This is a genomic window from Flavobacterium sp. XN-5, from assembly GCF_008033395.2.
Taxonomy (GTDB): Bacteria; Bacteroidota; Bacteroidia; order Flavobacteriales; family Flavobacteriaceae; genus Flavobacterium; species Flavobacterium hiemivividum.
The window spans coordinates 183,386-206,476 of record NZ_VOGZ02000001.1 but is presented as its reverse complement, the minus strand read 5'-3'; the positions used below and the strand labels follow the sequence as shown (position 1 = coordinate 206,476).

Below are 23,091 nucleotides of genomic sequence, written 5' to 3'. Positions count from 1 at the left end.
TCTTTTTCTTAATTACAAAAGATCAGAAAAACAAGTTGCTTTTCTGATCTTTTAAACTTATTCCTATGAAAAATATTATTTTTCTGCTGCTGCTATTATTTCAAACTAGCACACTACTTTTTGCACAAGAACAAGCTAACGATTCTCTTGTTCCAAAAAACTTAAATGAAGTGATTGTTATTGGCAAAAAATCGCAGCTATATCAAAAGCAGCTAAAACCGCTGGCCACCATTGACGAGTACTTGCAGCAATCTGGCAAAGTAGAAATGATTAAAAGAGGAGGCTATGCCTGGGAACCTATGATCAACAGCATGGCTACCGAAAGAACTTTGATTACTATAGACGGCATGCGTATTTTTGGAGCATGTACTGATAAAATGGATCCTATTACTTCTTATGTAGAGGTTTCTAATCTGTCCGAAGCAACTATTGTTTCAGGACAACAGGGAGGAAATCATGGATCCACAATTGGCGGTGCCATCGATTTAAAAAGAAACCGCAGCGGGTTTGAGAGTCCGGGTTGGGATACTTCTTTAAATATCGGTTATGAAACGAATGCCAATCAAAAAGTACTAGGAACAGCTATAAACTACGTAGGTCAGTCTTTTTATATTGATACTGATTTGATGTATCGCGATGTTGGAAATTATACTGCTGGAAACAATCAAGAGGTTTTGTTTTCTCAATTTACGAAGTTTAATTTCTCCGCCACTTCTGGTTTTAAATTCAATGAAAATAAATTAGTAGAAGCCTCAATTATCTATGACAAAGCCATCAATGTGGGTTATCCTGCGCTTCCAATGGATGTTTCTTTGGCGAAAGCCCTAATTACTTCCTTGAAATATGAATATGTACCACAGGATTCTAGCATAAAAAACTGGGAAACTAAAGTATACTACAATACTATTACGCATAGAATGGATGATACAAAACGTCCTTCGGTTCCCATTCACATGGATATGCCGGGCTGGAGTGATACTTATGGGTTTTATTCGAAAGTAAAAGGAATATTCGAAAACCATCATTTTGTTGCTGATTTGAACTCTTTTTACAACAGTTCTGTTGCCGAAATGACAATGTATCCTACAGACCCGAACGAGAGTTTAATGTTCATGTACACTTGGCCAGATGTTCGTACTCTATACAACGGCATATTTCTTGAAGACAATATTATTTTAAAAAAACACTCTAGTTTGAAATTTACCGCGAGTATAGCCAATCAATTCAATGAAGTGGCTAGTGAATTAGGATTAGAAAGTTTGCAGATTTTTTATCCAGATATGGAAAAAAGCAAAAACAGACTTTTGAAAAGTGTATCCTCTAATTATCTTCGTAACCACAATAGTTTTGAGTACGGCTTTGGATTAGCTTATGGCGAGCGTGCACCATCGGTTTCTGAAGGTTATGGGTTCTATTTGTTCAATAGTTTTGATCGCTACGATTACATTGGAAATCCAGGATTGAAAAATGAAAAATCAGCCGAAGCCAATGTTTCTTTAAGTTATGCTACTAATAAAAAAAGTGCTAGAATTTCGGCTTCTTATTTCCATATTTCCGATTATATTGTTGGGAAACCGGATGCCACTTTGAGTCCGATGACCATCGGTGGAAGTGGAGTTAAAATTTATACTGCACTCGATTATGGCACTATTTTCAACTCCGATTTAAATTTAGAATACGCCATTTCCAGCCAACTAAAGTGGAATGGCCAACTAGTGTACAGCTACGGAAAAGACAATAAAAAGGAAAATCTGCCTTTCATAAGTCCGCTCAGGTATTCAACTGCCTTGAACTATAAAACGCAGCATTTCTCATCGGAAATTTCTGTGCAAGGAAATGCAGTTCAGTCGCAATACAATCCGTTTTATGGCGAAGACCGCACCGCTGACTACGCTATTTTAAATCTGGCCTCGAGTTATTCCTTTCATTTAGATAGCAGTAAGTGGAATCTAAGAGCAGGTGTCGAGAACATTTTAGACACTTATTATTCAACTTTTGCAGACTGGAATAATATTCCTAGAATGGGAAGAAATTTCTTTTTGAATGTTACTATCAGTTATTAAACTTTTCTAAAACCACCACGATTATCCATTCTTTTAAGAGAATGCTGCACTTTTTAAATGACATAACCAGATAGAAGATATTCTGTTTTATCTAAATACGTTTCAGATACAATATTCTTCTTAGCATAAGTATTTTAATAAAGGATAAAAAGGTATGATATTTATCAGTTTTTAAATAGTTTGATTTTTCGAACTTTGTAAACTATTTAGAATTAATAAATTGAACGAATGACAACAACTAAACCGGTACACACATTCCACATCCCTGTAATGGGATTGGCATACACGATTGACAGTCCCATTAGAGTAGCAAAATATGGTATTTCCTCTGTGATTTCTATTATAGATGATGATTTAATCGAAAAAATGAATGCCTTTTACAGCAGCAAGTTTAATTTACCTTATCAGGAGATAACTCAAAAAATTCACGATTATCGTGCAGAACGTATTACCTCTTATTTGAATTTGGTGGACAAAATTGTAAAAGAGAAGTTCGATAATTTTAAAAATGAATTAGCCGAGAGTAAATTGGCTTTAGAAAATTATATTGATATGTTGCCAAACAAGTCTGAGATAAAAATAGGCTTGCAACATTTAATAGATGAAGGTGTTGCTTTTAAAGACAACATTAAAAATTTTCTGGAAAACAATCTTACTGCTGGTGAGATTGACGTCAACATCATGACTAAAATTGACAAGGATAATTTTGATAAAAACGAGCAATTGTCTACTGAATTTAATGACGCTCATGCTTCACTTCGCGGTTTTGCTAACAGTACATTGACTTCTTCCGTAGTTCTTTCTGCAGGAATGAACCCAAGGCTGTATAGCTATTTTGAAAATTTTGATGTTTTTTTTCCAAATTCAAAGAATAAATTAAGCAAGAAAATAATCTTGAAAGTGAGTGATTTCCGATCGGCGATGATTCAAGGAAATTTTTTGGCAAAAAAAGGACTTTGGGTTTCTGAATACCGAATTGAATCTGGACTGAACTGTGGAGGACATGCTTTTGCTACTGAAGGCTTCCTTTTAGGGCCTATTTTAGAAGAGTTTAAACAAAAGAAAGAGGAATTGGTCCAATCAGCACATGAATTAATGGTAAAAGCCTTAAGTATAAAAGGGAAGTACGTACCAGAAATACCTTTAGAATTAAAAATTACTGTGCAAGGTGGAGTAGGTACTGCAGCAGAACATGACTTTTTAGTGGAGCATTATCAAGTAGATTCGGTGGGTTGGGGAACTCCATTTTTATTAGTTCCTGAAGCAACTTCGGTAGATGATGATACGCGTAAATTATTGGCTAAAGCCAAAGAAGAAGACTTGTATTTGAGTCATATTTCTCCTTTGGGAATTCCTTTTAATACATTGAGAGGCACAACAAATGAAAAGTTGAAGCAAAAAAGAATCCAAGAAAATAACGCTGGAAGTTCATGTCCAAAGAAATTTTTGGCGCTAAGCAAAGAATATGGCGCTAAGGGAATTTGTTCTGCTTCTAAGAAATTTCAAGATTTTAAATTGGAAGAACTCGAAGAGAAGAAAGATACTTTGACAGCAGCGATGTTTGAAAATGCAAAAAACAAAATCACTGAGAAATCTTGTCTTTGTGTAGGTTTGGCTAATGCTTCTTATTTAGAAAATGATATTAAAATAAAAGGACAGGCGCAGGGCGTAGTTATTTGCCCTGGTCCAAATATGGCTTATTTTGACCAAGAAGTATCTCTTTCTAAGATGGTTCAACACATTTATGGAAATGCCTCTGTGATGAATACCGCAAATCGTCCAAACATGTTTGTCAAAGAATTGAAAATGTATATTGATTATTTACAGAGTGAAATTTGTGGCGTTTCAGAAGAAATTACTAAGGGACAAATTAAAAAATGGAACTCATTTAAAAATAATCTAATAGAGGGAATTGGATATTATCAATCCTTGTTTATACCGGCAGCCGCTGTTGAAAATGACAGGATTCAATCTCTGTTGCATTTTTACAAAGAGGAGTTATTTGGGATTAAAATTCCAGAACTTGCTTAAAATGAAAAATCGGTTTGAAAAATTTCAAGCCGATTTTTTTATTTCTATATGATTTTAATACCTCAAAAAAGTATCACCAGATTTGATGCCCAATGCCAATTCTTCCAGATTAGTGTTATCTAGCATGGATGCCAATTCATTTCGGATGGCCTTGAATTTATCATGAACGGGACAAGGATGTATTTCCGAACAATGACTTAATCCCAGGCCGCAACCCGTAAAAACGGAGTCGCCGTCGATTGCAGTGACAATGTGGGTCAAAGTGATCTGATTCATGCTTTCTTTTGGAATGTCAAATCCTCCACCAACTCCTTTGATGGATTTGATGATATTATTTTTAGAAAGAATTTGCAAAATCTTCGCTGTAAAAGCCTCTGGTGAATCGATTCTCTTTGCAATGTCTTTTAATCCAACTCTCTTGTTTTGATACGATTCTGATGCTATAAAAATTGTAGCCCGAATCGCGTATTCACATGTTTTAGAAAACATAATTAGTTTTTTTCAAATTTAAACAAATTAATTTATTATCCTTGAATTCTTGTTTTCTTTGGAATAATTCATTCAGTATTAAATCCAAAAAGGGTCATCATCCTTTTCAACAAATGCCTCTGCGGTATGGATTTCCTTAATTTTAGCTAATTGAGCTGCCGTGGCTATTTTTTGAATCTCCACAAATAGAATTCTTTCTTCAAAGCGAATGTGAGCCTCTAACTCTTTTTCAATCAGTAGCAATGTTGGTTCCAGATCATCTGTTTGGGAGAATAAATGTTCCAGCTGGCGGTGTTCCTCGAGGGCACGAATTACAAGTTTATGGTCTTTTTCCAAAACTGTAAAAACATAATTTTCCTCCAAGGCAAAATGGGGTTTTAAATGGGTGTTATAAAACCAGTTTGTATATGTTTTTAAGCGAATGGGATCCACTTTCTTTGCAAAAGCGGTTCTTATTTTCCAGCACAATTGTAGTCCATGATGGTGATCATGGCTTAAAGGTCGTAATTCTGGAGCTCTTTTTAGAGGTGTTTTTGATATCATAATATAAAATTTAAATTCCGCCAAAACGGATGAAAGAACCGTAAACCAACATCAATACACCAATTATGGTAACTGATATTATGTGAAAAGCCATTTCAGCTAACTTTTCGGGATTACTTTTAAGTTTGGGTATTACCCTAAATTGTGCGCTCAATGCAAAGGCTACAGTCAGGAACAATAAAAGTAATTTAGTAGAAATTACTTTCTCAATCGGACTGGAAAATTGAAACCAATAATCTAGGCTAACACCGTATTTATATGCCATTAAAATACCCGTAATTACCAGTAAAACCAATGCTGACATACCTACAGGCTCATACTTTTTTTCATAATTTAAAATGATATTTTGATCTTTCGCTTTAAGCGCTTGAGGTAAATGTCCAAATGTTAGTATCAAATGTCCGCCTACCCAAATTGTCGCGCTTAAAAGATGAATAATTAATAATAAATGATGGTTCATGTTGAATTTTATTTTTTTTTAAAGATACGCGTTCTCCATGATTTTTCTCCGGAATCAGCCTCTAATATGTACATTAATACTTGTAGTAGAAAGGTTTTTGTGATCTAATTCCCGATAGGAATAATCTAGTTTCTCTAATGTTGTCACATCGTTTACAAAATACTGAATATAATAATTCCCGGTGTAGTTCTTCTGTCCTAAATAAGCGATCATGGCTTGAAGTTGGACTTCATTTATCAAGTCAGAATGTACTGTGGTGCGAACTTCAAACTGGATTTTGCCGTTTACCAATAAATGTAAAGTTTTTTCAAACGGGGAAAATAACTTGGACTGGGTTATTTTTTCAAAATGAGCAGGCATCGCTTTAAAGTCCAAAGCGACATAATCGATTAGTTGGTTCGTAAGTAATTTTTGCACAATTTCTGGTCGAGAACCATTAGTGTCAATTTTTACTAAAAAGCCCATCTCTTTTACTTGCGTAATCAATTTAAGAATGTCTTTATGTAACAGGCATTCTCCACCACTAAAAACTACGGCATCCAGCAGATGTTTACGTGATTTTAGAAAAGAAAGCGCTTTTTCGAATGAAATAGTTCCTTTTCCTAGTACGATTTCAGGGTTGTAGCAATAAAGACAGCGCATATTACAGCCTGCAAACCAGAGAATGCAGGCTGACTTATGCGGGTAATCCAGCAGAGTAAAGGGATTTAGGCTATAAATGGGATTAGCTACACTTTCCTTCATTGAAATGAGTTCGCTGTTTATGTTCGCCTTTTTTCCCAATATTGAAACTCTCTACAGGTCTGTGATAACCCATTACGCGAGTGTACACTAGACATTTAGTTCTAGAATTTTGGTTTTCTTCTAAAATTGGATTGGTGATTGTTTTCATGGTTATTTTGGTTTATAAGATTAAAAGGTTAAAGGTGCTACTTGGTGTTTCTTTGATATCCTGCAAGGTCTTTTTCGACCTTGTAGGTATGAATTTTTTAAAGAGTTTAGGCTACGGTTTGAAAAAGAAGGCTATCTTAATTATGCATGACTAATACCTACAAGGTTTGAAAAAAAACTTGCAGGAAACCACCATAAATGATTAAACCATTAAACTTTTCTGTTTCACAATAATAATTTCATCACATTTTGGACAATATTCATGTTCTCCGTTCAAATATCCATGAACTGGACAAACGCTAAATACTGGAGTTACGGTAATATAAGGCAATTTGAAATTGGATAAAACTTTCTTAACAAACTGCTTGCAAGCCTCAGGCGAACTGATTTTCTCGCTCATATACAAGTGTAAGACGGTGCCGCCTGTATATTTACATTGCAATTCATCTTGCAAAAACAAGGCTTCAAAAGGATCTTCGGTGTGATTTACTGGAATCTGTGAGCTGTTTGTATAATAGATGTTTTCTTCTTGTCCCGCTTGAAAAATATTTGGGAAACGCTTTTTGTCTTCTTTGGCAAAACGATAGGTCGTGCCTTCTGCTGGCGTTGCTTCCAGATTGTATAGATTGCCAGTTTCTTCCTGGAATTCTTTCATTCGACCCCGAATGTGTTCTAATATTTCAGAAGCAAATTCAATTCCAGTAGGAGAGGTTATATTATCATTATTAGCAGTGAAATTTAATATCATTTCGTTCATTCCGTTGACGCCAATGGTTGAAAAGTGATTTCTAAAATGCTGCAAATAACGTTTGGTATAGGGATACAAACCTCGGTCGTACATTTCTTGGATAAAGACTCTCTTTTTCTCTAAAGTAGATTTCGAAATATATAATAGTCGATCTAATTGTTGGAATAACTCGGCTTTGTTTCCTTTGAACAAATAACCCAAACGTGCCATATTAATAGTTACAACGCCAATACTTCCCGTCATTTCGGCGCTACCAAAAAGTCCATTTCCACGTTTTAATAATTCGCGGAGGTCTAATTGCAATCGGCAACACATACTGCGAACAGCATTGGGTTTATAGGCATTGGGGTTTTCGACTTTATTACCATTTTCATCTAAGTTGTATTGGCTACCAATGAAATTTTGGAAATAAGAAGAACCAATTTTGGCTGTATTTTCGAATAGCAAATCGGTGTTTTCACCGTTCCAATCAAATTCTTCTGTAATGTTTACTGTGGGAATGGGGAAAGTAAAAGGTTGGCCATTAGCATCACCTTCGGTCATCACTGTATAATAAGCTTTATTGATGAGGTTCATTTCCTTCTGAAAATGCTCATAGCGCAAATGGGTCAATTTTGTAACGCCTCGTTCTTTGGCTCTAGCCAAAATGGATTGATTAGTATTATTTTCGAAAAAATGCAAATCATTTTTCGTTGGGATTTGAATTTTCAGATCATCGGGCACAACCCAATCTAAAGTGATATTCGTGAAAGGGGATTGTCCCCAACGCGCCGGAACATTTAAGTTGTAAACAAAGTTGCGAACGGCTTTCAGTACATCATCAAACTGCAAATTATCTTTGAATACATAAGGAGCTAAATAAGTATCAAAGGAACTGAAGGCTTGAGCTCCGGCCCATTCGCTTTGCAAAATCCCAAGAAAATTTGCCATTTGGCCTAAAGCCTCTCTGAAATGTGAGGGCGCTTTACTTTCTACACGTCCGCGAACGCCATTAAAACCTTCGTTTAGTAAAACACGCAAACTCCAGCCGGCACAATAGCCAGTCAAGCAATCTAAATCATGAATGTGAATATCTCCATTTCGGTGTGCATAACCTTCTTCCTTAGTATATACTTGATCCAGCCAGTAATTAGCAATAATTTTTCCAGCAACATTGTTGACCAAACCCGCATTAGAATAGGAGGTATTGGCATTAGCATTAATGCGCCAATCTGTTTGTTCAATATACTCTTTGATCGTTTGAGTACTGTCTACATAGGTTGTATCTGCATTTAATCCATGCAAGTGCTCACGTTGTAATTTGCGAGTATGTCTGAATAGCATAAAGGAACGCATCACTTGAAAATAGCTTTTTTCGAAAAGTATTTTCTCTATTAAGTCTTGAATTTCCTCAACAGCCCAGGTTTCTTTAGACGCTAATTCAAAAAGAACATTTTCAAAAATGTTTTCATCAATTGCTATGGAAACACTTTGAAAACTTTTTTCAATAGCATCCTTAATTTTAAAGGGTTCGAAGGGTTTGTATTCGCCGTTTCTTTTGATAACGTATTTCTCCATAGCAGTGGTTGTTTTTGGTTAGTTCGTTTTTTTGTCTCCATCTTTACTGCCGCAGTAAGTGGAGCGAAGCTGAAAAAGGTTTTATTCTGTGATTTTTGAAAAAAAACCACATAGAATCATAAAGCTGAAGCAATAAATGAAAGGCATTGTTTTTAAGTCAGGAAGCCCAATAGTTATGATTAAATGATTCCTCTAGATGCCTTAAATTATATTGTTTTACTATTTTTCTATGTGGTAAAAAAGGTATTATCCACTTATTATTTTGGTTAGTCTTCGGGTATGTATTATCGGGACTGTATATTTATTCTTGAGCAGCGAATTTCTTTTCTAAAAGTGCAGCAGCTGGGAACAAAATATTGTTTTCAAGGTGAATATGCTTGTGTAAATCTTGTTCGAAATCAGACAACATTGCAAAAGTCACTTTATATGTACTACAAGCATCAGCTGGCGGTGTGTAATTATTTGTTAATGAAATAATTTTGTCAAAACGATCCCCTTCCGCTTCATGTTCGGCCATCATCATCGCAATAGGATTTTTTACAGTTCCAAAATGAGGCGCTGCAATAAGTTCATCAGTAAGTGATGCTTGTACCATTTTTTTGATGAAAGGGAATAATATCAACTCTTCTTTTTTCATGTGTTTTGCCATTTCTCCAGCGCAACCCAGGAACAATTCGTTGACTTCAAATAGTTCAGGATGACTCGCTCCATGTACTTTACATAGTTTATCTAAAAATGGTAGTAGAATTTGTGTTTTTTCTTCTACATAACGGTGATGCGTTTTCTCAATATAATCTGCTAGTAAATCTAATGGCCAAGATTTAAAATCAATAGCGTTATCATTTTTAGTTGCTAAAACAGTATCTAATTGTTGCATTATTTCATTTGTATCTATAGCTTTTTTATCGCATGCTTCTTCAATCGTCCTGTTTCCTTTGCAACAAAAATCAATACCGTATTTTGAAAATATTGCTGCGGTTCTAAAATCTTTTGCTACATATTCTCCAATTGTTATTTTCTCTAAAGTTTCCATAATTATCATTTTTATATTATAAATATTTATACAAATGTAATCTAATTTTCGAATAAAAGACAAATTTATCCTTAATAAAATTATAAATAACTTTTAACTAATAAATTGGTGATTTACAGAGTATTATAAAAAATTTTTTTCTCTATTTTTTATAATAGAAGGTTTTAGATAAAGAATAGATCGAATATGATTTCAATCATATTATGAATTTATTTTATGCCATTAATTTGCACTAGCCTAATAAAAGATACATTAATCCTTTATTAAAAATAAACAACTTATTATTAACTAACAAAAACTGACAATTATGCTTTCAAAATCACAAGCAAGAGCATTCTTTTTGGGAAGAACCCTGGTCATTTTTTTAATTTTTATAGGAATTTGAGGAATTAAATTCTTATTAGTTGCCTTTGATTTTATGGAATTAAAGAAGGCGAATTCTTTTTGGAAAGTGAGTTTAATTTCCACCTTACTTTTGATTATTGCGCTTTTAATTCTGTTGAAATAAAATTCTTAAAATAAAGTTAAGAACATGATAAATGTCATAATAAAGGATAAAAACATCCTTTAAATTTACGCTATAAATCAAGATAAATTCAAACCTAATTATTATGAGGACTCAATTCAATTTTACCCAAAAAAGTAAGCTAATTGCTGTTGTATTTCTTTTCGCATTCGGAGTGTTTTCCTGTGCTAAGAAAGATGATAAAGATGCAAAATATTATGAAAATATTAAAGTGGAAGGGCAACAGACGGCAGAGCTTACAGCTCCGCCCTTTGTACCGAAACCAGTTGGAGATCGTGCTGCGATGAAACTGGTGGTAAATATGGAAATTAAAGAACAAGAAGGCGAAATGGTAGATGGTGTGAAATATACCTATTGGACATTTGGCGGATCAGTTCCTGGAAGTTTCATTAGAACACGCGTTGGTGATGAAGTAGAATTTCATTTGAAAAACCATCCGGATAATAAAATGCCGCACAACATCGATTTACATGCGGTGACTGGACCAGGAGGAGGAGCGACTTCCTCACTTGTAGCACCGGGACACGAAAAAGTATTTAATTTTAAAACATTAAATCCAGGTTTGTATGTTTACCATTGTGCGACAGCGCCGGTAGGAATGCACATCGCAAATGGAATGTATGGTTTGATTCTAGTGGAGCCAGAAGGTGGTTTACCTCCTGTTGATAAGGAATACTACGTAATGCAAGGAGATTTCTATACTAAAGGTGCTTATGGAGAACCAGGAAATCAGCCATTCGACATGAATAAAGCCATTAAAGAACAACCAGATTATGTAGTCTTTAACGGTAGTGTAGGAGCTTTAACAGGTGATAAGTCATTGACTGCCAAAAAAGGAGAAACAGTGCGTATTTATATGGGTAATGGTGGTCCTAACTTGGTGTCTTCTTTTCACGCAATTGGTGAGATATTCGACAAAGTGCACATTGAAGGTGGAGATTTGATTAATACAAATGTTCAAACAACATTGATTCCCGCTGGTGGTGCTGCAATAGTTGAGTTTAAAGTAGATGTTCCAGGTACATTTATTCTGGTAGATCACTCTATCTTTAGAGCTTTCAATAAAGGAGCTTTGGGTATGTTAAAAGTCGAAGGAGACGATAACAAAAAAGTATATTCTGGAACTATTCAAGAAGGAATTTATTTGCCTGAAGGAGGAACAATTCAAAATATGCCAAAAGTGAATGGCACATCAAAACCTACTGTAGCAAAAACAGTTGCACAGCAAATTAGTTCTGGTAAAGAATTGTATGGAAGAACTTGTTTTGCTTGTCACCAAGGAGAAGGACAAGGAGTTCCAAACGCTTTCCCACCACTAGCGAAGTCAGATTACCTAAATGCTAATGCTGATCGAGCAGTGAATGCTGTATTACACGGATTAAGCGGAGAAATTACGGTGAATGGTAAAAAGTATAATAATGTGATGACAAGTCAAAACCTGACTGATGAAGAAGTAGCTGATGTTATCACTTATGTATATAACAGTTGGGGAAATAATAAAACAGTTGTAAGCCCTGCAAAAGTAAAAGCGCTTAGAGCAAAACCTACTCCAAAAGTGAAAGATATTCACGAATAATAAATCAAGATTACTAATACTAAAATAATTAAAACATGAAAAAGTATATTTTTTCAATCGCAATGTTGGCACTAGCCGTCCAAGGATACAGTCAAAGTGCTGAAAAAGGAAAAAAAATCTATAGTCAAGTTTGTATCGCTTGTCATCAAACTACAGGGCAAGGAATTCCTAGTGCTTTTCCTCCCTTGGCTAAGTCAGATTACCTAAACAAAGATGTAAATAGAGCAATTAAAGGAGTTGTAAAAGGACTTAAGGGACCAATTACAGTAAATGGCAAAAAATTTAATGGTGAAATGCCAATTCAAACTTTAAGTGATCAACAAGCGGCTGATGTAATGACCTATGTTTATGCAAGCTGGGGAAATAATAAAACTGTTGTAACACCAGCAATGGTTAAAACCCAAAGAAAATAATACATTTAAAACCAATAAAAAAATAGCCATGTTAAAAAGGAAAATAGTTTTGCCATTATTTCTATCACTAATAGCAGCATCGCTATGGGCTCAAGAGTCTAAAATGGTTACTATAGAAAGGGGAGCTTTTGTTCCCCTCTATGGTGCCACAACTAAAGAACCAGTAGAAGTTAAAGCTTTTTATCTTGATGCTTACCCAGTAACTAATGCTCAATTTTTAGCATTTTTAAAAAAATACCCAGAGAACAGTCGTTCTAAAATAAAAGGAATCTATGCTGACAAAAGCTACCTATCGCAATGGGAAAGTGATTTTAATTACGGTAAAAAGAACTTAAGCAATGCAGCAGTAACAAATGTTTCCTGGTTTGCCGCTAAAAAATATTGCGAATGTCAAGGTGGTCGATTGCCTACTATGGACGAATGGGAATATGTGGCTATGGCAGATGAAAAACGAATCGATGCACGTACCAAAGAAAGCTTCAATAAATATATAATGTCTTGGTATGAAAAACCAAATACTTATGCTTATCCTGTAGGGAAAACATTCAAAAACTATTGGGGTGTTTATGATATGCATGGATTAGTTTGGGAATGGACTTCAGACTTCAACAGTATTTTTCTTTCTGGAGAATCCAGGAAAGACAAAGATTCAGATAAGAATCTATTTTGCGGAAGCGCATCTGTAAATGCAACCGATTTGATGAATTATGCCGCTTTTATGCGTTATGCTTTTAGAGGAAGTCTAAAAGCAAGTTACACTACTAAAAACCTTGGTTTTAGATGTGCAAAAGATAAAAAATAGCACTGAAAAATTAATAAAATTCAAAGTAATGAAATCAAATGAAAATATAAAATTTTACAGTGATAGGAGTATCAGACTGTTTTTAGGTTTAGCCCTACTTCTGGTATCATTTCAATCTTGTAATAAAGTAAAAGCAGAAGATAAGTTAGACGAAAAGAAAGCAGAAAAAGCTGCCGTGAAATCTATTTCAGACTTATCGATTTACAATTTACCTTCTCAATGGACAGACCAAAATAATACAGACATTGAAATGGTCGATTTACGAGGGAAAGTTCTTGTGATGGTTATGATTTATACTTCTTGTAAAGCGGCTTGTCCAAGATTAGTTGCTGATATGAGAAATATTGAACAGCGCATCCCTGCAAAAATAAAAGACAATGTAAAATTCGTTTTAGTAAGTATTGATCCTAGCGTCGATACTCCAAAAAGGCTAAAATCATTTGCTATCGAAAATAAAATGGAGGGCGATCAATGGGTTTTCCTGCGTTCTAGCGAAGAGAATACTCGTGAGTTTGCGGCGGTTTTAGCAGTAAACTACAAGAAAATATCTCCTTTAGATTTTTCTCATTCTAATATTATTAGCGTTTTTAACGCGGAAGGGGAGCTGGCCTATCAACAAGAAGGTTTAGGAGTAAATTCAGATGAAACTATCAACAAAATTACCTTAGAAGCTGAAAAGCTAAATTAAATCAATCATGAAATTATTAAAAACAATAGGTTTATCATTTTTAGGAATGGTAAGTATAGGTAGTTATGCCCAAGAATTTGACGCAAGTCTACAGCTTAGACCAAGATATGAGTATAGAAATGGATTTAAAAACCTGATGCCAAACGGAGTAGATGCGGCCTCATTTGTATCCCAGCGTTCCCGTTTGAACTTGAACTACGCACAGGAAAAACTGAAAGCCAAATTGACTTTTCAAAACATACGCACTTGGGGAGACGTTGCTACAACTAGCACTTCTGATAAAAATGGAATTGCTGTATTTGAAGCTTGGGCACAATATAATTTTGATTCTAACTGGAGTGCACGCATAGGGCGGCAAGTGATTTCGTATGATAACCAGCGCATCTTAGGAGAAATTGACTGGGCGCAACAAGGACAAAGCCACGATGCTGCAGTCATCTCTTTTCAAAAAAATAGCGACAAGCTGGATTTGGGTTTCGCATTAAATGCAAATGCCGAAAATCTGGTAGCGCCCACGACTCCTTACACTACTAATTATAAATCCATGCAATATGCTTGGTATCATACTCAATTTAGTGAAGTGAACATAAGTTTGTTGCTGTTGAATACCGGTTATGAATATGCAAAAACCATCACCGATGTGAAGGTAGATTATAAGCAAACTTTTGGAACCTATCTTTCCTACAAGGAAAAGAACTGGGATACTAATCTGGGTTTATATATGCAAAGAGGAAAAAGCAGCGGTAATGATGTAAATGCTTTTTATGCTGCTGCCAATGTAGGATATGCCGTTACATCCAAGTTTAAAGCGGCATTAGGCTATGAATTCCTATCTGGAAAAGACCAAAACGACATAAGTACTGATTTTAAATCCTTCGCACCTCTTTTTGGAACCAATCACGGATTTAATGGATTTATGGATTATTTCTACGTAGGAAATCATCAGAATAGTGTTGGATTAAGTGATGCATATTTGAAATTAACTTACGCCCAAAACAAATGGCAGTTTGCTTTAATTCCGCATGTTTTCTCGGCTCCAAATACTGTTTTGGATGCCTCCAATACTAAAATGGACAGCTATTTAGGTACGGAAGTCGATTTTACTACAAGTTATGCGCTGCAAAAAGACATCGTGGCTTCGGCGGGATATTCTCAAATGTTTGGTTCATCAACCTTAGAAAGACTAAAAGGAGGAAATGCTGACAATACAAACAACTGGGTTTGGGTCATGGTCAACATCAATCCAAGATTATTTGGGATTAAATAAATACATTCAAGGGTAATTAATTCGGAAAAAAAGACTGTGCTAAATGATTAGTTCAGTCTTTTTTTACTTTCGAATAAATAACTTAATATTTTGACCAGTCTACCCAGGTGTTTGCTTCATAACGCCAAGAATCGTCATAAGCTTCTGGAATTCGTTTTCCAGAAAAAACCATTAAAACGCTTTCTTTTTCATGTGCTTTTATGCAATTAGCATATCCTTCAGGCAAGCATATTATTTCGCTTTTTGCTTCTGATAGTTCAAAAATTTCAGGCTGTAAATCTTTTGAAGGATTGTCCCAGTCGTCAATTTTTACAAAAGCTAAAGTAAAGGATCCTTTTACACATTGAAACCATTTTTTTTCATATTGGTGGGCGTGCCAGCCTCTAATTATCGAAGGATCGGGATGATGAATAAAGTAATAACGTTCTACTTCACCAAATTTAAAATTGTTCATAGACGAAATCTGACCGCGATAATCATTGAAGATTTCCCCTTCAATTAATTCTATTTGACTCATAATCAATTTAAATGTTTTTATTAATCTAAATGTATTCAAGAACGAATTTTAGATACTAAAAATTAGCCACAATAATACGATTTTGGAGAGAGATTTCAATACAGCACCTACCAGTTTGTAAGTGTTTTTTATACGTTGCTCTTGACTCGTTGAATAATGATTTAGATAATCATTTGGTAGAATTTGGTAACAAGGAACCGTGAGAATAAGTCGAATCGTATAAAAAAAAGGAACTCCATTACGAAGTTCCTTTTCTAAATGTTTTTAAACCGGCAGGTTTTAAAAAACTTTCGGGTTAAATATGAATTACGCTTTCAAACGACACGCTTTACCTTCTCCATCAACTACGACTTCAGTCATTCCAAGTGCAGATAAGTTTTTCATGGCTTTATCCCATTTTTTACCGCTCAATTCCGATTTTATTTTTAGTAATCCAAATTCCATTTGGTTCTCATTCGACTGTAATAAAGAAACAATTAATTTTTCGTCTTCTTCTAGTTGAACTTGTTTTTTCTCTGGTCTCATTTGAGGAAACAACAAAACTTCTTGAATAGAAGCATTATTAGTCAAATACATAATCAAACGATCCATTCCTATTCCCATACCAGATGTTGGGGGCATTCCGTATTCTAATGCTCTAAGGAAGTCTTCATCGATTATTCCTGTCGCTTCATCATCTCCTTTTTCAGATAATCGCATTTGCTCTTCAAAACGTTCGCGTTGATCAATTGGGTCGTTAAGCTCAGAGTAAGCATTTGCTACTTCCTTACCACAAACCATTAATTCAAAACGCTCCGTCAATTCTGGATTGTCTCTGTGTTCTTTACACAAGGGTGACATCTCCTTCGGATAATCAGTAATGAATGTTGGCTGAATATAATTTCCTTCACATTTAGCGCCAAAAATCTCATCAATCAATTTTCCTTTACCCATTGTTGCATCCACATCAATTCCCATGCCTCTTGCGGCATCAAAAAGCTCTGCTTCCGATTTTCCTGAAATATCAAAACCAGTAAAATGCTTGATAGAATCAGTCATCGTTACACGTGCATATGGAGCTTTGAAGTTGATTTTATGCTCGCCAAAAGTAGCTTCGCTTGTACCGTTAACGGCAATCGCGCAATGCTCTAGAAGGTCTTCGGCAAATTCCATCATCCAGTTGTAGTCTTTGTAGGCTACATAAATTTCCATAGCGGTAAATTCTGGGTTGTGCGTTCTGTCCATTCCTTCGTTACGGAAATTTTTAGAAAACTCATAAACTCCTTCAAAACCACCAACAATCAATCTTTTTAAATACAACTCATTAGCAATACGCATGTATAATGGCATGTCTAGTGAATTGTGGTGCGTGATAAACGGACGTGCCGCAGCACCACCGGGAATAGGTTGCAAAACTGGAGTTTCTACTTCAAGATATCCTCTATCGTTAAAGAAAGAACGCATCGCGTTGAACATTTTTGTTCTCTTGATAAATGTTTCTTTCACATGCTCATTAACCGTTAAATCTACATAACGCATTCTGTAACGCAATTCAGCGTCGTTAAAGGCATCGTGTACTTTTCCGTCCTCATCCACTTTTGGCAATGGCAACGGACGCAATGTTTTACTCAAAAAAGTAAATCCATCCACGCGAATGCATTGTGCTCCCACTTTCGTAGTAAATAATTCTCCTTCGATACCAATAAAATCACCTAAATCAGTTAATTTTTTAAATACCTGATTGTACAAAGTTTTATCATCACCTTCACACAAAACATCACGGTTGACGTACAATTGAATACGGCCGTCACTATCTTGCAATTCGGCAAAACAAGCTTTTCCTTGATCTCTCACACTCATCAAACGCCCGGCAACAATTACCTTCTTACCTTCTTCAAACTCCTGTTTTATCTGCTTCGAAGTATGATTTACTGGGAAAAGATTGGCAGGATAAGGATTGATTCCTAAGTTGCGTAAGGTTTGAAGTTTTTCTCTTCGAATGATTTCTTGTTCTGATAAGGCCATTTTGTGCTGTTTTTTAAGAGCGCAAAGATAGTCTTTATGTCTTAAAATTGCAAAATCATAAAGTCTTAAAATCGCATTCTTAATAGTTCTCTATTTAGGAGCATAAATTTGTATTTTTTCAATTGTATTTTGTCCTGCTCTCCCCTTAATCTCCCAGTCCCAAAGCGTCGGGACTGGGAGGATATCGACTCGATCAGGGCTATGCTAGACGATTAAGATTTTAAAAACTTTTTCAAAAATCAAAAACGATAAATCATCGGAAATTAATTACATTTATAAAAAATTTATCCAAGCCGCAACCCGCATATACTGACTAAAAAACAAATGAAAAAAATATTTTACTTTTTAATAGTGCTAATTATTACAAGTAGTTGCCAAGTTAATGAGACCATTTATCTCAACGAGGACGGAAGCGGAACCATAGAAGTAGTCCAACTTCGTGACGAACACAGTTATATGCAATTAGTGGGTGGAAATTATTCCCGAGAAGAAAAATTTGTCGAGACTACTTATGCTTTCAAGGATTATATCACAAAATATTCTGATAATTATTCTCGTCTTCCGGCATTTGAAAAAGCTATTTTTAATAAATTCAAGGACATAAAAGTTCATATCAAAAAAAGTTCTTACGAAAAAGAATTTCGCACCGTTATTTCGCAGAAATTCGAGACAATCGAAGCGGTTCCGGACTTATATAAAACAGAGAACTATGCTTCTGATTTGGCACACAACTACGCTTTATCTGCTGAAGAACATTATTATGAGGTGAGTTATTTTTTTGATGGAATTATTTTCAGGAGAATAGTGGCTATTTCTGATTCAGTAGAACTGCAAAAACAACAGACTAAACTTTCAGAAATAAAGGAGCAATTTTCTAAAGTGAAAATCAGTCAATCTTATGTTTTGAACTACCATTTTCCGAGAAAAATTAAGTCGGTTTCAAATCCCAATGCTAAAATAAGTGAAGATAGAAAAGCTTTAAAAGTAGAATTTCTTTTAAGCGATTGTTTGCAAAACCCTGAAAGTACAGCGCTAGAAGTGGTTTTGGAGTAAATATAGTTTTAGAATTGTTCTGTAGTTATCCATTGTGATTTTATGTCTTCTTGGCCTAAAACAAGAATTAGTATTACCTTTGCAGCTAACAAATAAGGGAACGAAAAGAGATTGCCTTGTTCCTAGCAATGACAAATGAATAAAACCATCCAACTTCAAGATTTAGGAAAGAAAGACTACAAAGAAACTTGGGAATACCAAGAAGAACTATTTAAAGGAATTGTTGATCTTAAAATCAGGAATAGGCGAGAGGAGCTTACTTTAGAGACTCCAAATTATTTCTTGTTTGTGGAACACCCACATGTTTACACATTAGGAAAAAGCGGTGATTTGACTAACTTGCTGTTGTCAGAAAAACAATTGGAAGAAAAAGGAGCTACTTTCTACAAGATCAATCGCGGTGGTGATATTACCTATCACGGTCCGGGGCAAATTGTAGGTTATCCTATTATCGACTTAGAAAACTTCTTTACTGATATTCATAAATACTTACGTTTTTTAGAAGAAGCTATTATTCTTACTTTACAAGAGTATGGAATCGAATGTTCTCGCAGCGAAGGTGAGACAGGAGTTTGGCTAGGAGTAGGGACTCCATTTGCTAGGAAAATTTGTGCGATGGGCGTTCGCGCATCGCGTTGGGTTACCATGCATGGGTTTGCATTAAATGTAAATGCTGACTTGGGTTACTTTGATAATATCATTCCCTGTGGTATTCGCGGGAAAGCCGTAACTTCTTTAAATGTAGAACTTGGTGTGGATAAAGTGGATGAAGAGGAAATTAAATCAAAAATAGTAAAGCATTTTTCGACACTTTTTGAAAGTGAGTTTCTCAATTAATTGATAAAAAAGTAAAAGTATATCTAAGAGTTAGCTTAACTTTTTGAAAAAATAGATTGCGACGGCATGTCCGTTTCAATCTATTTTTTTTATGCCTTCTATTTTTTTCGAATTTAATAAAATTCGCGCTTTTATCTGTGATCTGTGGAGTGCTTAATGTTGGTTTTTTTCGCAAATACCTAACACAAATATGTTGTTAAATTAACATAATAATAACCCTTATAGATGCGCAATCCCCAGCAAATTGAGGTTTGCTGTGAAAAATTTAATTTAATTAACTATCTTTTTTATTATAATAAAATTAGATAAACTCTTTTTTTTAACAAATTGTGTGATTTTTTTGAATGCTAAAGTTAAACTTTGTTTTTTATGATAGCGAGTTAGGATTTATTTGAGGTTTTATTGGGATTTTTGTCAATTAATTAATTCAAAAAGACATATAATGAGATTAAAATTTAAATGGATTTATACGCTGATACTGGTGTTGTCAATTCAGCTTGCTTTTGCACAAGAGCAAACGATTAAAGGTGTTGTTTCGGATGCGATAGGATCAATTCCTGGAGTAAATGTAGTCGTAAAAGGGAGTGGTAAAAGTGCTCAAACTGACCTTGATGGAGGATACGCTATTCAGGCTAAAGCTGGTGACGTTTTAGTTTTCTCCTTTGTAGGTATGCAAGATTTCGTAGCTACTGTTGGTGCTTCGACTACAATTAATGTAGTGATGAAAGACTCCGCTAATGAGTTAAATGAAGTCGTTGTTACGGCATTGGGTATTAAAAGAGAGAAGAAATCTCTTAGTTATGCCGCTCAAGATGTAAAAGGTAGTGTTCTAAGTGAAGGAGGAACAAATAATGCTGTTTCTGCTTTGTCTGGGAATGTTGCAGGTTTGCAAGTAACATCTCCTTCTACAATGGGAGGTTCAACAAGAGTAGTTATTAGAGGAATTGGATCCGTAACAGGAGAAAATAGACCATTAATTGTAATTGATGGAATTCCTTTAGATAATGGAAATTACAACTCAAGTGCTACTCAAAGAGGTGCAGGAGGTAGAGATTATGGTGATGCATCAGCAGATATTAATCCTGACGATGTAGAATCTGTGACAGTATTAAAAGGTGGTCCAGCTGCGGCGCTTTATGGAAGTAGAGCTGGTAATGGAGCTATTTTGTATACTACAAAATCTGGTAAAAATGGGGAAGGTAGATCGGAGATATCATTTAATAGTGGTATTACATTCGAATCTGTTTATATCATGCCAAAATTACAAAGACAATACGGTGGTGGAAGCGCATCGACTTTTCAGCAACAAGTTATAAACGGTCAAACATATAATATTGCTGATTATGCAACAGATGAAAGCTGGGGGCCTAAATTTGATGCTAACTTAAAATATTTGCCATGGAATGCTTTTGATCCAGAGTTTTCTAATGACTATTTAAAAGAAAAATCATGGATTGCGTCTGAAAATGATGTTGATTCATTTTTTAGAACAGGAGTTACAAGAAATAACTCTTTGTCTTTTACAAGATCTAATAAAGATTCAGGTGTGAGATTTTCTTATGCTAATCAAAAAACGGAGGGGATTGTTCCTAATTCAACTTTGACAAAAAACACGTTCTCGCTTAATGCTAATGCTCAGTTGAGCGATAAGCTTAAAGTGGAAGGTTCTGCAACTTACGTTCAAACAAGAGGTTTTAATAGACCAGAGGTAGGATACGGTGATAATGGTTTGGCTCAGAAATTCTTTCAATGGGGACAAAGACAGTTGGATTTCAATGATCTAAAAGATTATAAATTGGCTAATGGTCAACAAAGATCTTGGAATAGAGTTGCTTGGGATGATGGAACTCCTAACTACTCTGATAACCCTTATTGGATTATTAATGAAAATACTTCTTCTGATACAAGAAACAGAGTATATGGTAATGGAAAAATCACCTATAATATTACTCCGGATTTATATGCTGTTGGTAATGTTTATGGAGATACTTATTCATTTAATATCAATGAAAGAGTTGCTATAGGTTCTCAAGCAACTTCAAGTTTTTCTACAAATGCAAGAACATTGACTGATTTTAATTATGAAGGTCGTTTGCATTATGATAAAAAATTCAGTGATTTTAGCTTAAACGCTTTTGCTGGAGCAAATAGAAGAAGTTATAGCTTTTCAAGGGTAACTGGTCAGACTGTAGGTGGATTAGTACTTCCAAATATTTATAATTTATCTAATAGTTCTAGCCCTGCATTGGCTACAAATTTTGACGAAAAAACAAGAACGAATAGTATCTATGGTTTTGTATCGTTAGGATATAAAGATATGTTGTTTTTAGAAGTTACAGATAGAAGTGACTGGTTTAGTACTGTCTACAAATCTGTTAATTATGCTTCTGCTACAGGAAGTTTTATCTTCTCAGAATTAACAGATCTTTCATGGTTGAATTATGGTAAAATTAGAGGAGGTTGGGCTCAAGCTGGAAACAGTACTTCAGCATACAGCTTAGCTAATTACACTGATACAAGTACTGCTTTTCAAGGTCCTTTTCAAGGCGCTCCGAGGTATAGCCAGCCAGGTACATTAAACAATCCTTTTATCGTTCCTGAATTAAAAACGACAAAAGAGGTAGGTTTAGAGTTAAGCTTGTTCAACAGAAGAGTTGGTATCGATGTCACTTACTACGATGCAACTACAACTGATTTGATAACTCCTGTTCAGGTTGATCCATCAACAGGTTATAATTTTACATTAGTCAATGCAGGAAAAATGCAAAATAAAGGTATTGAGTCAACAGTAATGCTTAATCCTGTAAGAACAGAAGATTTTAGATGGGATATCACTTGGAATTTTGCTAAAAACAACAATAAATTAATTGAATTAATTGATGGTGTTAACGAATTAACAATTGGTACTGCTCCTTTTCAAGCTAGATTATTAGCTATCACAGGACAGCCATATGGTCAAATTTTTGGTACTGACTTTACGTATGATGCAAATGGAAGCAAAGTTGTTGATGCTGATGGATACTACATTCCAAGTGCACAAAAATCATTAGGTACCATTACTCCTGATTACAATATGGGTATAAGAAATGCATTCAAATACAAAGACTTCAATTTTGGTTTCTTAATTGATATGCAAAAAGGAGGTAGTTACTTTTCTACTTCACACATGTGGGGTACGTACTCAGGTATGTTAGAAGCTACTGCTGCTAACGGAATCAGAGAAAATGGTATTATTGTAGATGCAGTCTATGAAGACGGTACAAAAAATACTTCAACGCTTTCAGGACAAGAATGGTCTCAACAACACTATGCTGGTGTTGATGCATTGAATGTTTTTGACGCAGGTTATATTAAATTAAGAGAAGTTACTTTTGGATATAGCATGCCTAAAAAAGTGATTGGACCCTTGTTTTCTACTATTAGATTTTCACTTTTTGCAAGAAATTTATTTACTTGGGGAATAGATTGGAATGGAATGGATCCAGAGATGGCTTCTTATGGTAGCGGAAATACTCAAGGTCTTGAAGGTGGTTCACTACCATCAACTAGAACATATGGGATGAATCTAGAATTTAAATTCTAAAAATAAAATA

Annotated in this window: 19 protein-coding genes; 10 read left to right on the top strand and 9 right to left on the bottom strand. The window is 35.0% G+C overall.

Annotation, left to right across the window (positions count from 1 at the left end; all coding sequences use genetic code 11):
• The first annotated feature begins 65 nt into the window (after window positions 1–65).
• Together FQU23_RS00890 and FQU23_RS00885 are read left to right on the top strand one after the other, a co-directional pair.
• Complete coding sequence (locus FQU23_RS00890; protein ID WP_147672188.1) at window positions 66–2,063, top strand: TonB-dependent receptor; 1,998 nt, start codon at window positions 66–68, stop codon at window positions 2,061–2,063.
• 228 nt (window positions 2,064–2,291) lie between these two features.
• Complete coding sequence (locus tag FQU23_RS00885; RefSeq protein ID WP_147672187.1) at window positions 2,292–4,094, top strand: hypothetical protein; 1,803 nt, start codon at window positions 2,292–2,294, stop codon at window positions 4,092–4,094.
• Between the two features lie 54 nt (window positions 4,095–4,148).
• Here FQU23_RS00885 and FQU23_RS00880 read toward each other — a convergent pair whose 3' ends face one another.
• The 7 genes from FQU23_RS00880 to ric all read right to left on the bottom strand — a co-directional run bounded on the left by FQU23_RS00880 (window position 4,149) and on the right by ric (window position 9,815).
• Complete coding sequence (locus FQU23_RS00880; protein WP_147672186.1) at window positions 4,149–4,583, bottom strand: RrF2 family transcriptional regulator; 435 nt, start codon at window positions 4,581–4,583, stop codon at window positions 4,149–4,151.
• Between the two features lie 78 nt (window positions 4,584–4,661).
• Complete coding sequence (locus tag FQU23_RS00875) at window positions 4,662–5,126, bottom strand: hemerythrin domain-containing protein (protein WP_147672185.1); 465 nt, start codon at window positions 5,124–5,126, stop codon at window positions 4,662–4,664.
• Window positions 5,127–5,136: 10 nt separating this feature from the next.
• Window positions 5,137–5,586 (bottom strand): CopD family protein, encoded by a 450-nt coding sequence (locus tag FQU23_RS00870; RefSeq protein ID WP_147672184.1) that lies wholly within the window; start codon window positions 5,584–5,586, stop codon window positions 5,137–5,139.
• 54 nt (window positions 5,587–5,640) lie between these two features.
• Window positions 5,641–6,330 (bottom strand): anaerobic ribonucleoside-triphosphate reductase activating protein, encoded by a 690-nt coding sequence (locus FQU23_RS00865; RefSeq protein WP_147672183.1) that lies wholly within the window; start codon window positions 6,328–6,330, stop codon window positions 5,641–5,643.
• A complete protein-coding gene (nrdD, locus tag FQU23_RS00860) occupies window positions 6,311–6,478 on the bottom strand; it encodes an anaerobic ribonucleoside-triphosphate reductase (protein WP_147672182.1) in 168 nt (55 codons plus the stop codon). The genes FQU23_RS00865 and nrdD overlap by 20 nt, the downstream gene beginning before the upstream one ends.
• Before the next feature lie 201 nt (window positions 6,479–6,679).
• Window positions 6,680–8,782: a ribonucleoside triphosphate reductase gene (locus FQU23_RS00855; RefSeq protein ID WP_147672181.1), complete on the bottom strand. Its 2,103-nt coding sequence runs from the start codon at window positions 8,780–8,782 to the stop codon at window positions 6,680–6,682.
• A 301-nt stretch (window positions 8,783–9,083) separates the two neighbouring features.
• Window positions 9,084–9,815 carry an iron-sulfur cluster repair di-iron protein gene (ric, locus tag FQU23_RS00850; RefSeq protein ID WP_147672180.1) on the bottom strand — a complete coding sequence of 244 codons (732 nt, stop codon included), beginning with the start codon at window positions 9,813–9,815 and terminating at the stop codon, window positions 9,084–9,086.
• A 611-nt stretch (window positions 9,816–10,426) separates the two neighbouring features.
• On the opposite strand from ric, the gene nirK reads away from it, so the two are divergent.
• Genes nirK through FQU23_RS00820 form a run of 5 tightly spaced genes read left to right on the top strand, consistent with a single transcriptional unit; the run spans window position 10,427 to window position 15,087 of the window.
• Window positions 10,427–11,917, top strand: a complete 1,491-nt coding sequence (gene nirK / locus FQU23_RS00840; protein WP_147672179.1) for a copper-containing nitrite reductase — start codon at window positions 10,427–10,429, stop codon at window positions 11,915–11,917.
• A 35-nt stretch (window positions 11,918–11,952) separates the two neighbouring features.
• Entirely contained in the window at window positions 11,953–12,330 is a 378-nt protein-coding gene (locus FQU23_RS00835) for a c-type cytochrome (RefSeq protein WP_147672178.1), read from the top strand.
• A 28-nt stretch (window positions 12,331–12,358) separates the two neighbouring features.
• Window positions 12,359–13,132 carry a formylglycine-generating enzyme family protein gene (locus tag FQU23_RS00830; protein ID WP_147672177.1) on the top strand — a complete coding sequence of 258 codons (774 nt, stop codon included), beginning with the start codon at window positions 12,359–12,361 and terminating at the stop codon, window positions 13,130–13,132.
• A 28-nt stretch (window positions 13,133–13,160) separates the two neighbouring features.
• Window positions 13,161–13,820 carry an SCO family protein gene (locus FQU23_RS00825; protein WP_147672176.1) on the top strand — a complete coding sequence of 220 codons (660 nt, stop codon included), beginning with the start codon at window positions 13,161–13,163 and terminating at the stop codon, window positions 13,818–13,820.
• Between the two features lie 7 nt (window positions 13,821–13,827).
• Window positions 13,828–15,087 carry an alginate export family protein gene (locus FQU23_RS00820; RefSeq protein ID WP_147672175.1) on the top strand — a complete coding sequence of 420 codons (1,260 nt, stop codon included), beginning with the start codon at window positions 13,828–13,830 and terminating at the stop codon, window positions 15,085–15,087.
• Between the two features lie 82 nt (window positions 15,088–15,169).
• Here FQU23_RS00820 and FQU23_RS00815 read toward each other — a convergent pair whose 3' ends face one another.
• Window positions 15,170–15,604: a WxcM-like domain-containing protein gene (locus FQU23_RS00815; protein ID WP_147672174.1), complete on the bottom strand. Its 435-nt coding sequence runs from the start codon at window positions 15,602–15,604 to the stop codon at window positions 15,170–15,172.
• Between the two features lie 306 nt (window positions 15,605–15,910).
• Window positions 15,911–17,608, bottom strand: coding sequence for a lysine--tRNA ligase (lysS, locus tag FQU23_RS00810; protein WP_147672173.1), 1,698 nt, complete (start codon window positions 17,606–17,608; stop codon window positions 15,911–15,913).
• Between the two features lie 324 nt (window positions 17,609–17,932).
• Here lysS and FQU23_RS00805 point away from each other — a divergent pair, with 324 nt between their 5' ends.
• The 3 genes from FQU23_RS00805 (at window position 17,933) to FQU23_RS00795 (ending at window position 23,081) form a co-directional block, all read left to right on the top strand.
• The gene (locus tag FQU23_RS00805; protein ID WP_147672172.1) at window positions 17,933–18,661 is read left to right on the top strand and encodes a hypothetical protein; all 729 of its coding nucleotides are present in this window, start codon (window positions 17,933–17,935) and stop codon (window positions 18,659–18,661) included.
• Window positions 18,662–18,796: 135 nt separating this feature from the next.
• Entirely contained in the window at window positions 18,797–19,498 is a 702-nt protein-coding gene (gene lipB, locus FQU23_RS00800) for a lipoyl(octanoyl) transferase LipB (RefSeq protein WP_147672171.1), read from the top strand.
• Window positions 19,499–19,940: 442 nt separating this feature from the next.
• On the top strand, window positions 19,941–23,081 hold the full coding sequence (locus FQU23_RS00795) for a SusC/RagA family TonB-linked outer membrane protein (RefSeq protein ID WP_147672170.1): 3,141 nt from the start codon (window positions 19,941–19,943) through the stop codon (window positions 23,079–23,081).
• Window positions 23,082–23,091: the final 10 nt, after the last annotated feature.

Coding starts and splice junctions, on each gene's coding strand:
- FQU23_RS00890 (WP_147672188.1), top strand. CDS start 66: ATGAAAAATATTATTTTTCTGCTGCTGCTATTATTTCAAACTAGCACA.
- FQU23_RS00885 (WP_147672187.1), top strand. CDS start 2,292: ATGACAACAACTAAACCGGTACACACATTCCACATCCCTGTAATGGGA.
- FQU23_RS00880 (WP_147672186.1), bottom strand. CDS start 4,583: ATGTTTTCTAAAACATGTGAATACGCGATTCGGGCTACAATTTTTATA.
- FQU23_RS00875 (WP_147672185.1), bottom strand. CDS start 5,126: ATGATATCAAAAACACCTCTAAAAAGAGCTCCAGAATTACGACCTTTA.
- FQU23_RS00870 (WP_147672184.1), bottom strand. CDS start 5,586: ATGAACCATCATTTATTATTAATTATTCATCTTTTAAGCGCGACAATT.
- FQU23_RS00865 (WP_147672183.1), bottom strand. CDS start 6,330: ATGAAGGAAAGTGTAGCTAATCCCATTTATAGCCTAAATCCCTTTACT.
- nrdD (WP_147672182.1), bottom strand. CDS start 6,478: ATGAAAACAATCACCAATCCAATTTTAGAAGAAAACCAAAATTCTAGA.
- FQU23_RS00855 (WP_147672181.1), bottom strand. CDS start 8,782: ATGGAGAAATACGTTATCAAAAGAAACGGCGAATACAAACCCTTCGAA.
- ric (WP_147672180.1), bottom strand. CDS start 9,815: ATGGAAACTTTAGAGAAAATAACAATTGGAGAATATGTAGCAAAAGAT.
- nirK (WP_147672179.1), top strand. CDS start 10,427: ATGAGGACTCAATTCAATTTTACCCAAAAAAGTAAGCTAATTGCTGTT.
- FQU23_RS00835 (WP_147672178.1), top strand. CDS start 11,953: ATGAAAAAGTATATTTTTTCAATCGCAATGTTGGCACTAGCCGTCCAA.
- FQU23_RS00830 (WP_147672177.1), top strand. CDS start 12,359: ATGTTAAAAAGGAAAATAGTTTTGCCATTATTTCTATCACTAATAGCA.
- FQU23_RS00825 (WP_147672176.1), top strand. CDS start 13,161: ATGAAATCAAATGAAAATATAAAATTTTACAGTGATAGGAGTATCAGA.
- FQU23_RS00820 (WP_147672175.1), top strand. CDS start 13,828: ATGAAATTATTAAAAACAATAGGTTTATCATTTTTAGGAATGGTAAGT.
- FQU23_RS00815 (WP_147672174.1), bottom strand. CDS start 15,604: ATGAGTCAAATAGAATTAATTGAAGGGGAAATCTTCAATGATTATCGC.
- lysS (WP_147672173.1), bottom strand. CDS start 17,608: ATGGCCTTATCAGAACAAGAAATCATTCGAAGAGAAAAACTTCAAACC.
- FQU23_RS00805 (WP_147672172.1), top strand. CDS start 17,933: ATGAAAAAAATATTTTACTTTTTAATAGTGCTAATTATTACAAGTAGT.
- lipB (WP_147672171.1), top strand. CDS start 18,797: ATGAATAAAACCATCCAACTTCAAGATTTAGGAAAGAAAGACTACAAA.
- FQU23_RS00795 (WP_147672170.1), top strand. CDS start 19,941: ATGAGATTAAAATTTAAATGGATTTATACGCTGATACTGGTGTTGTCA.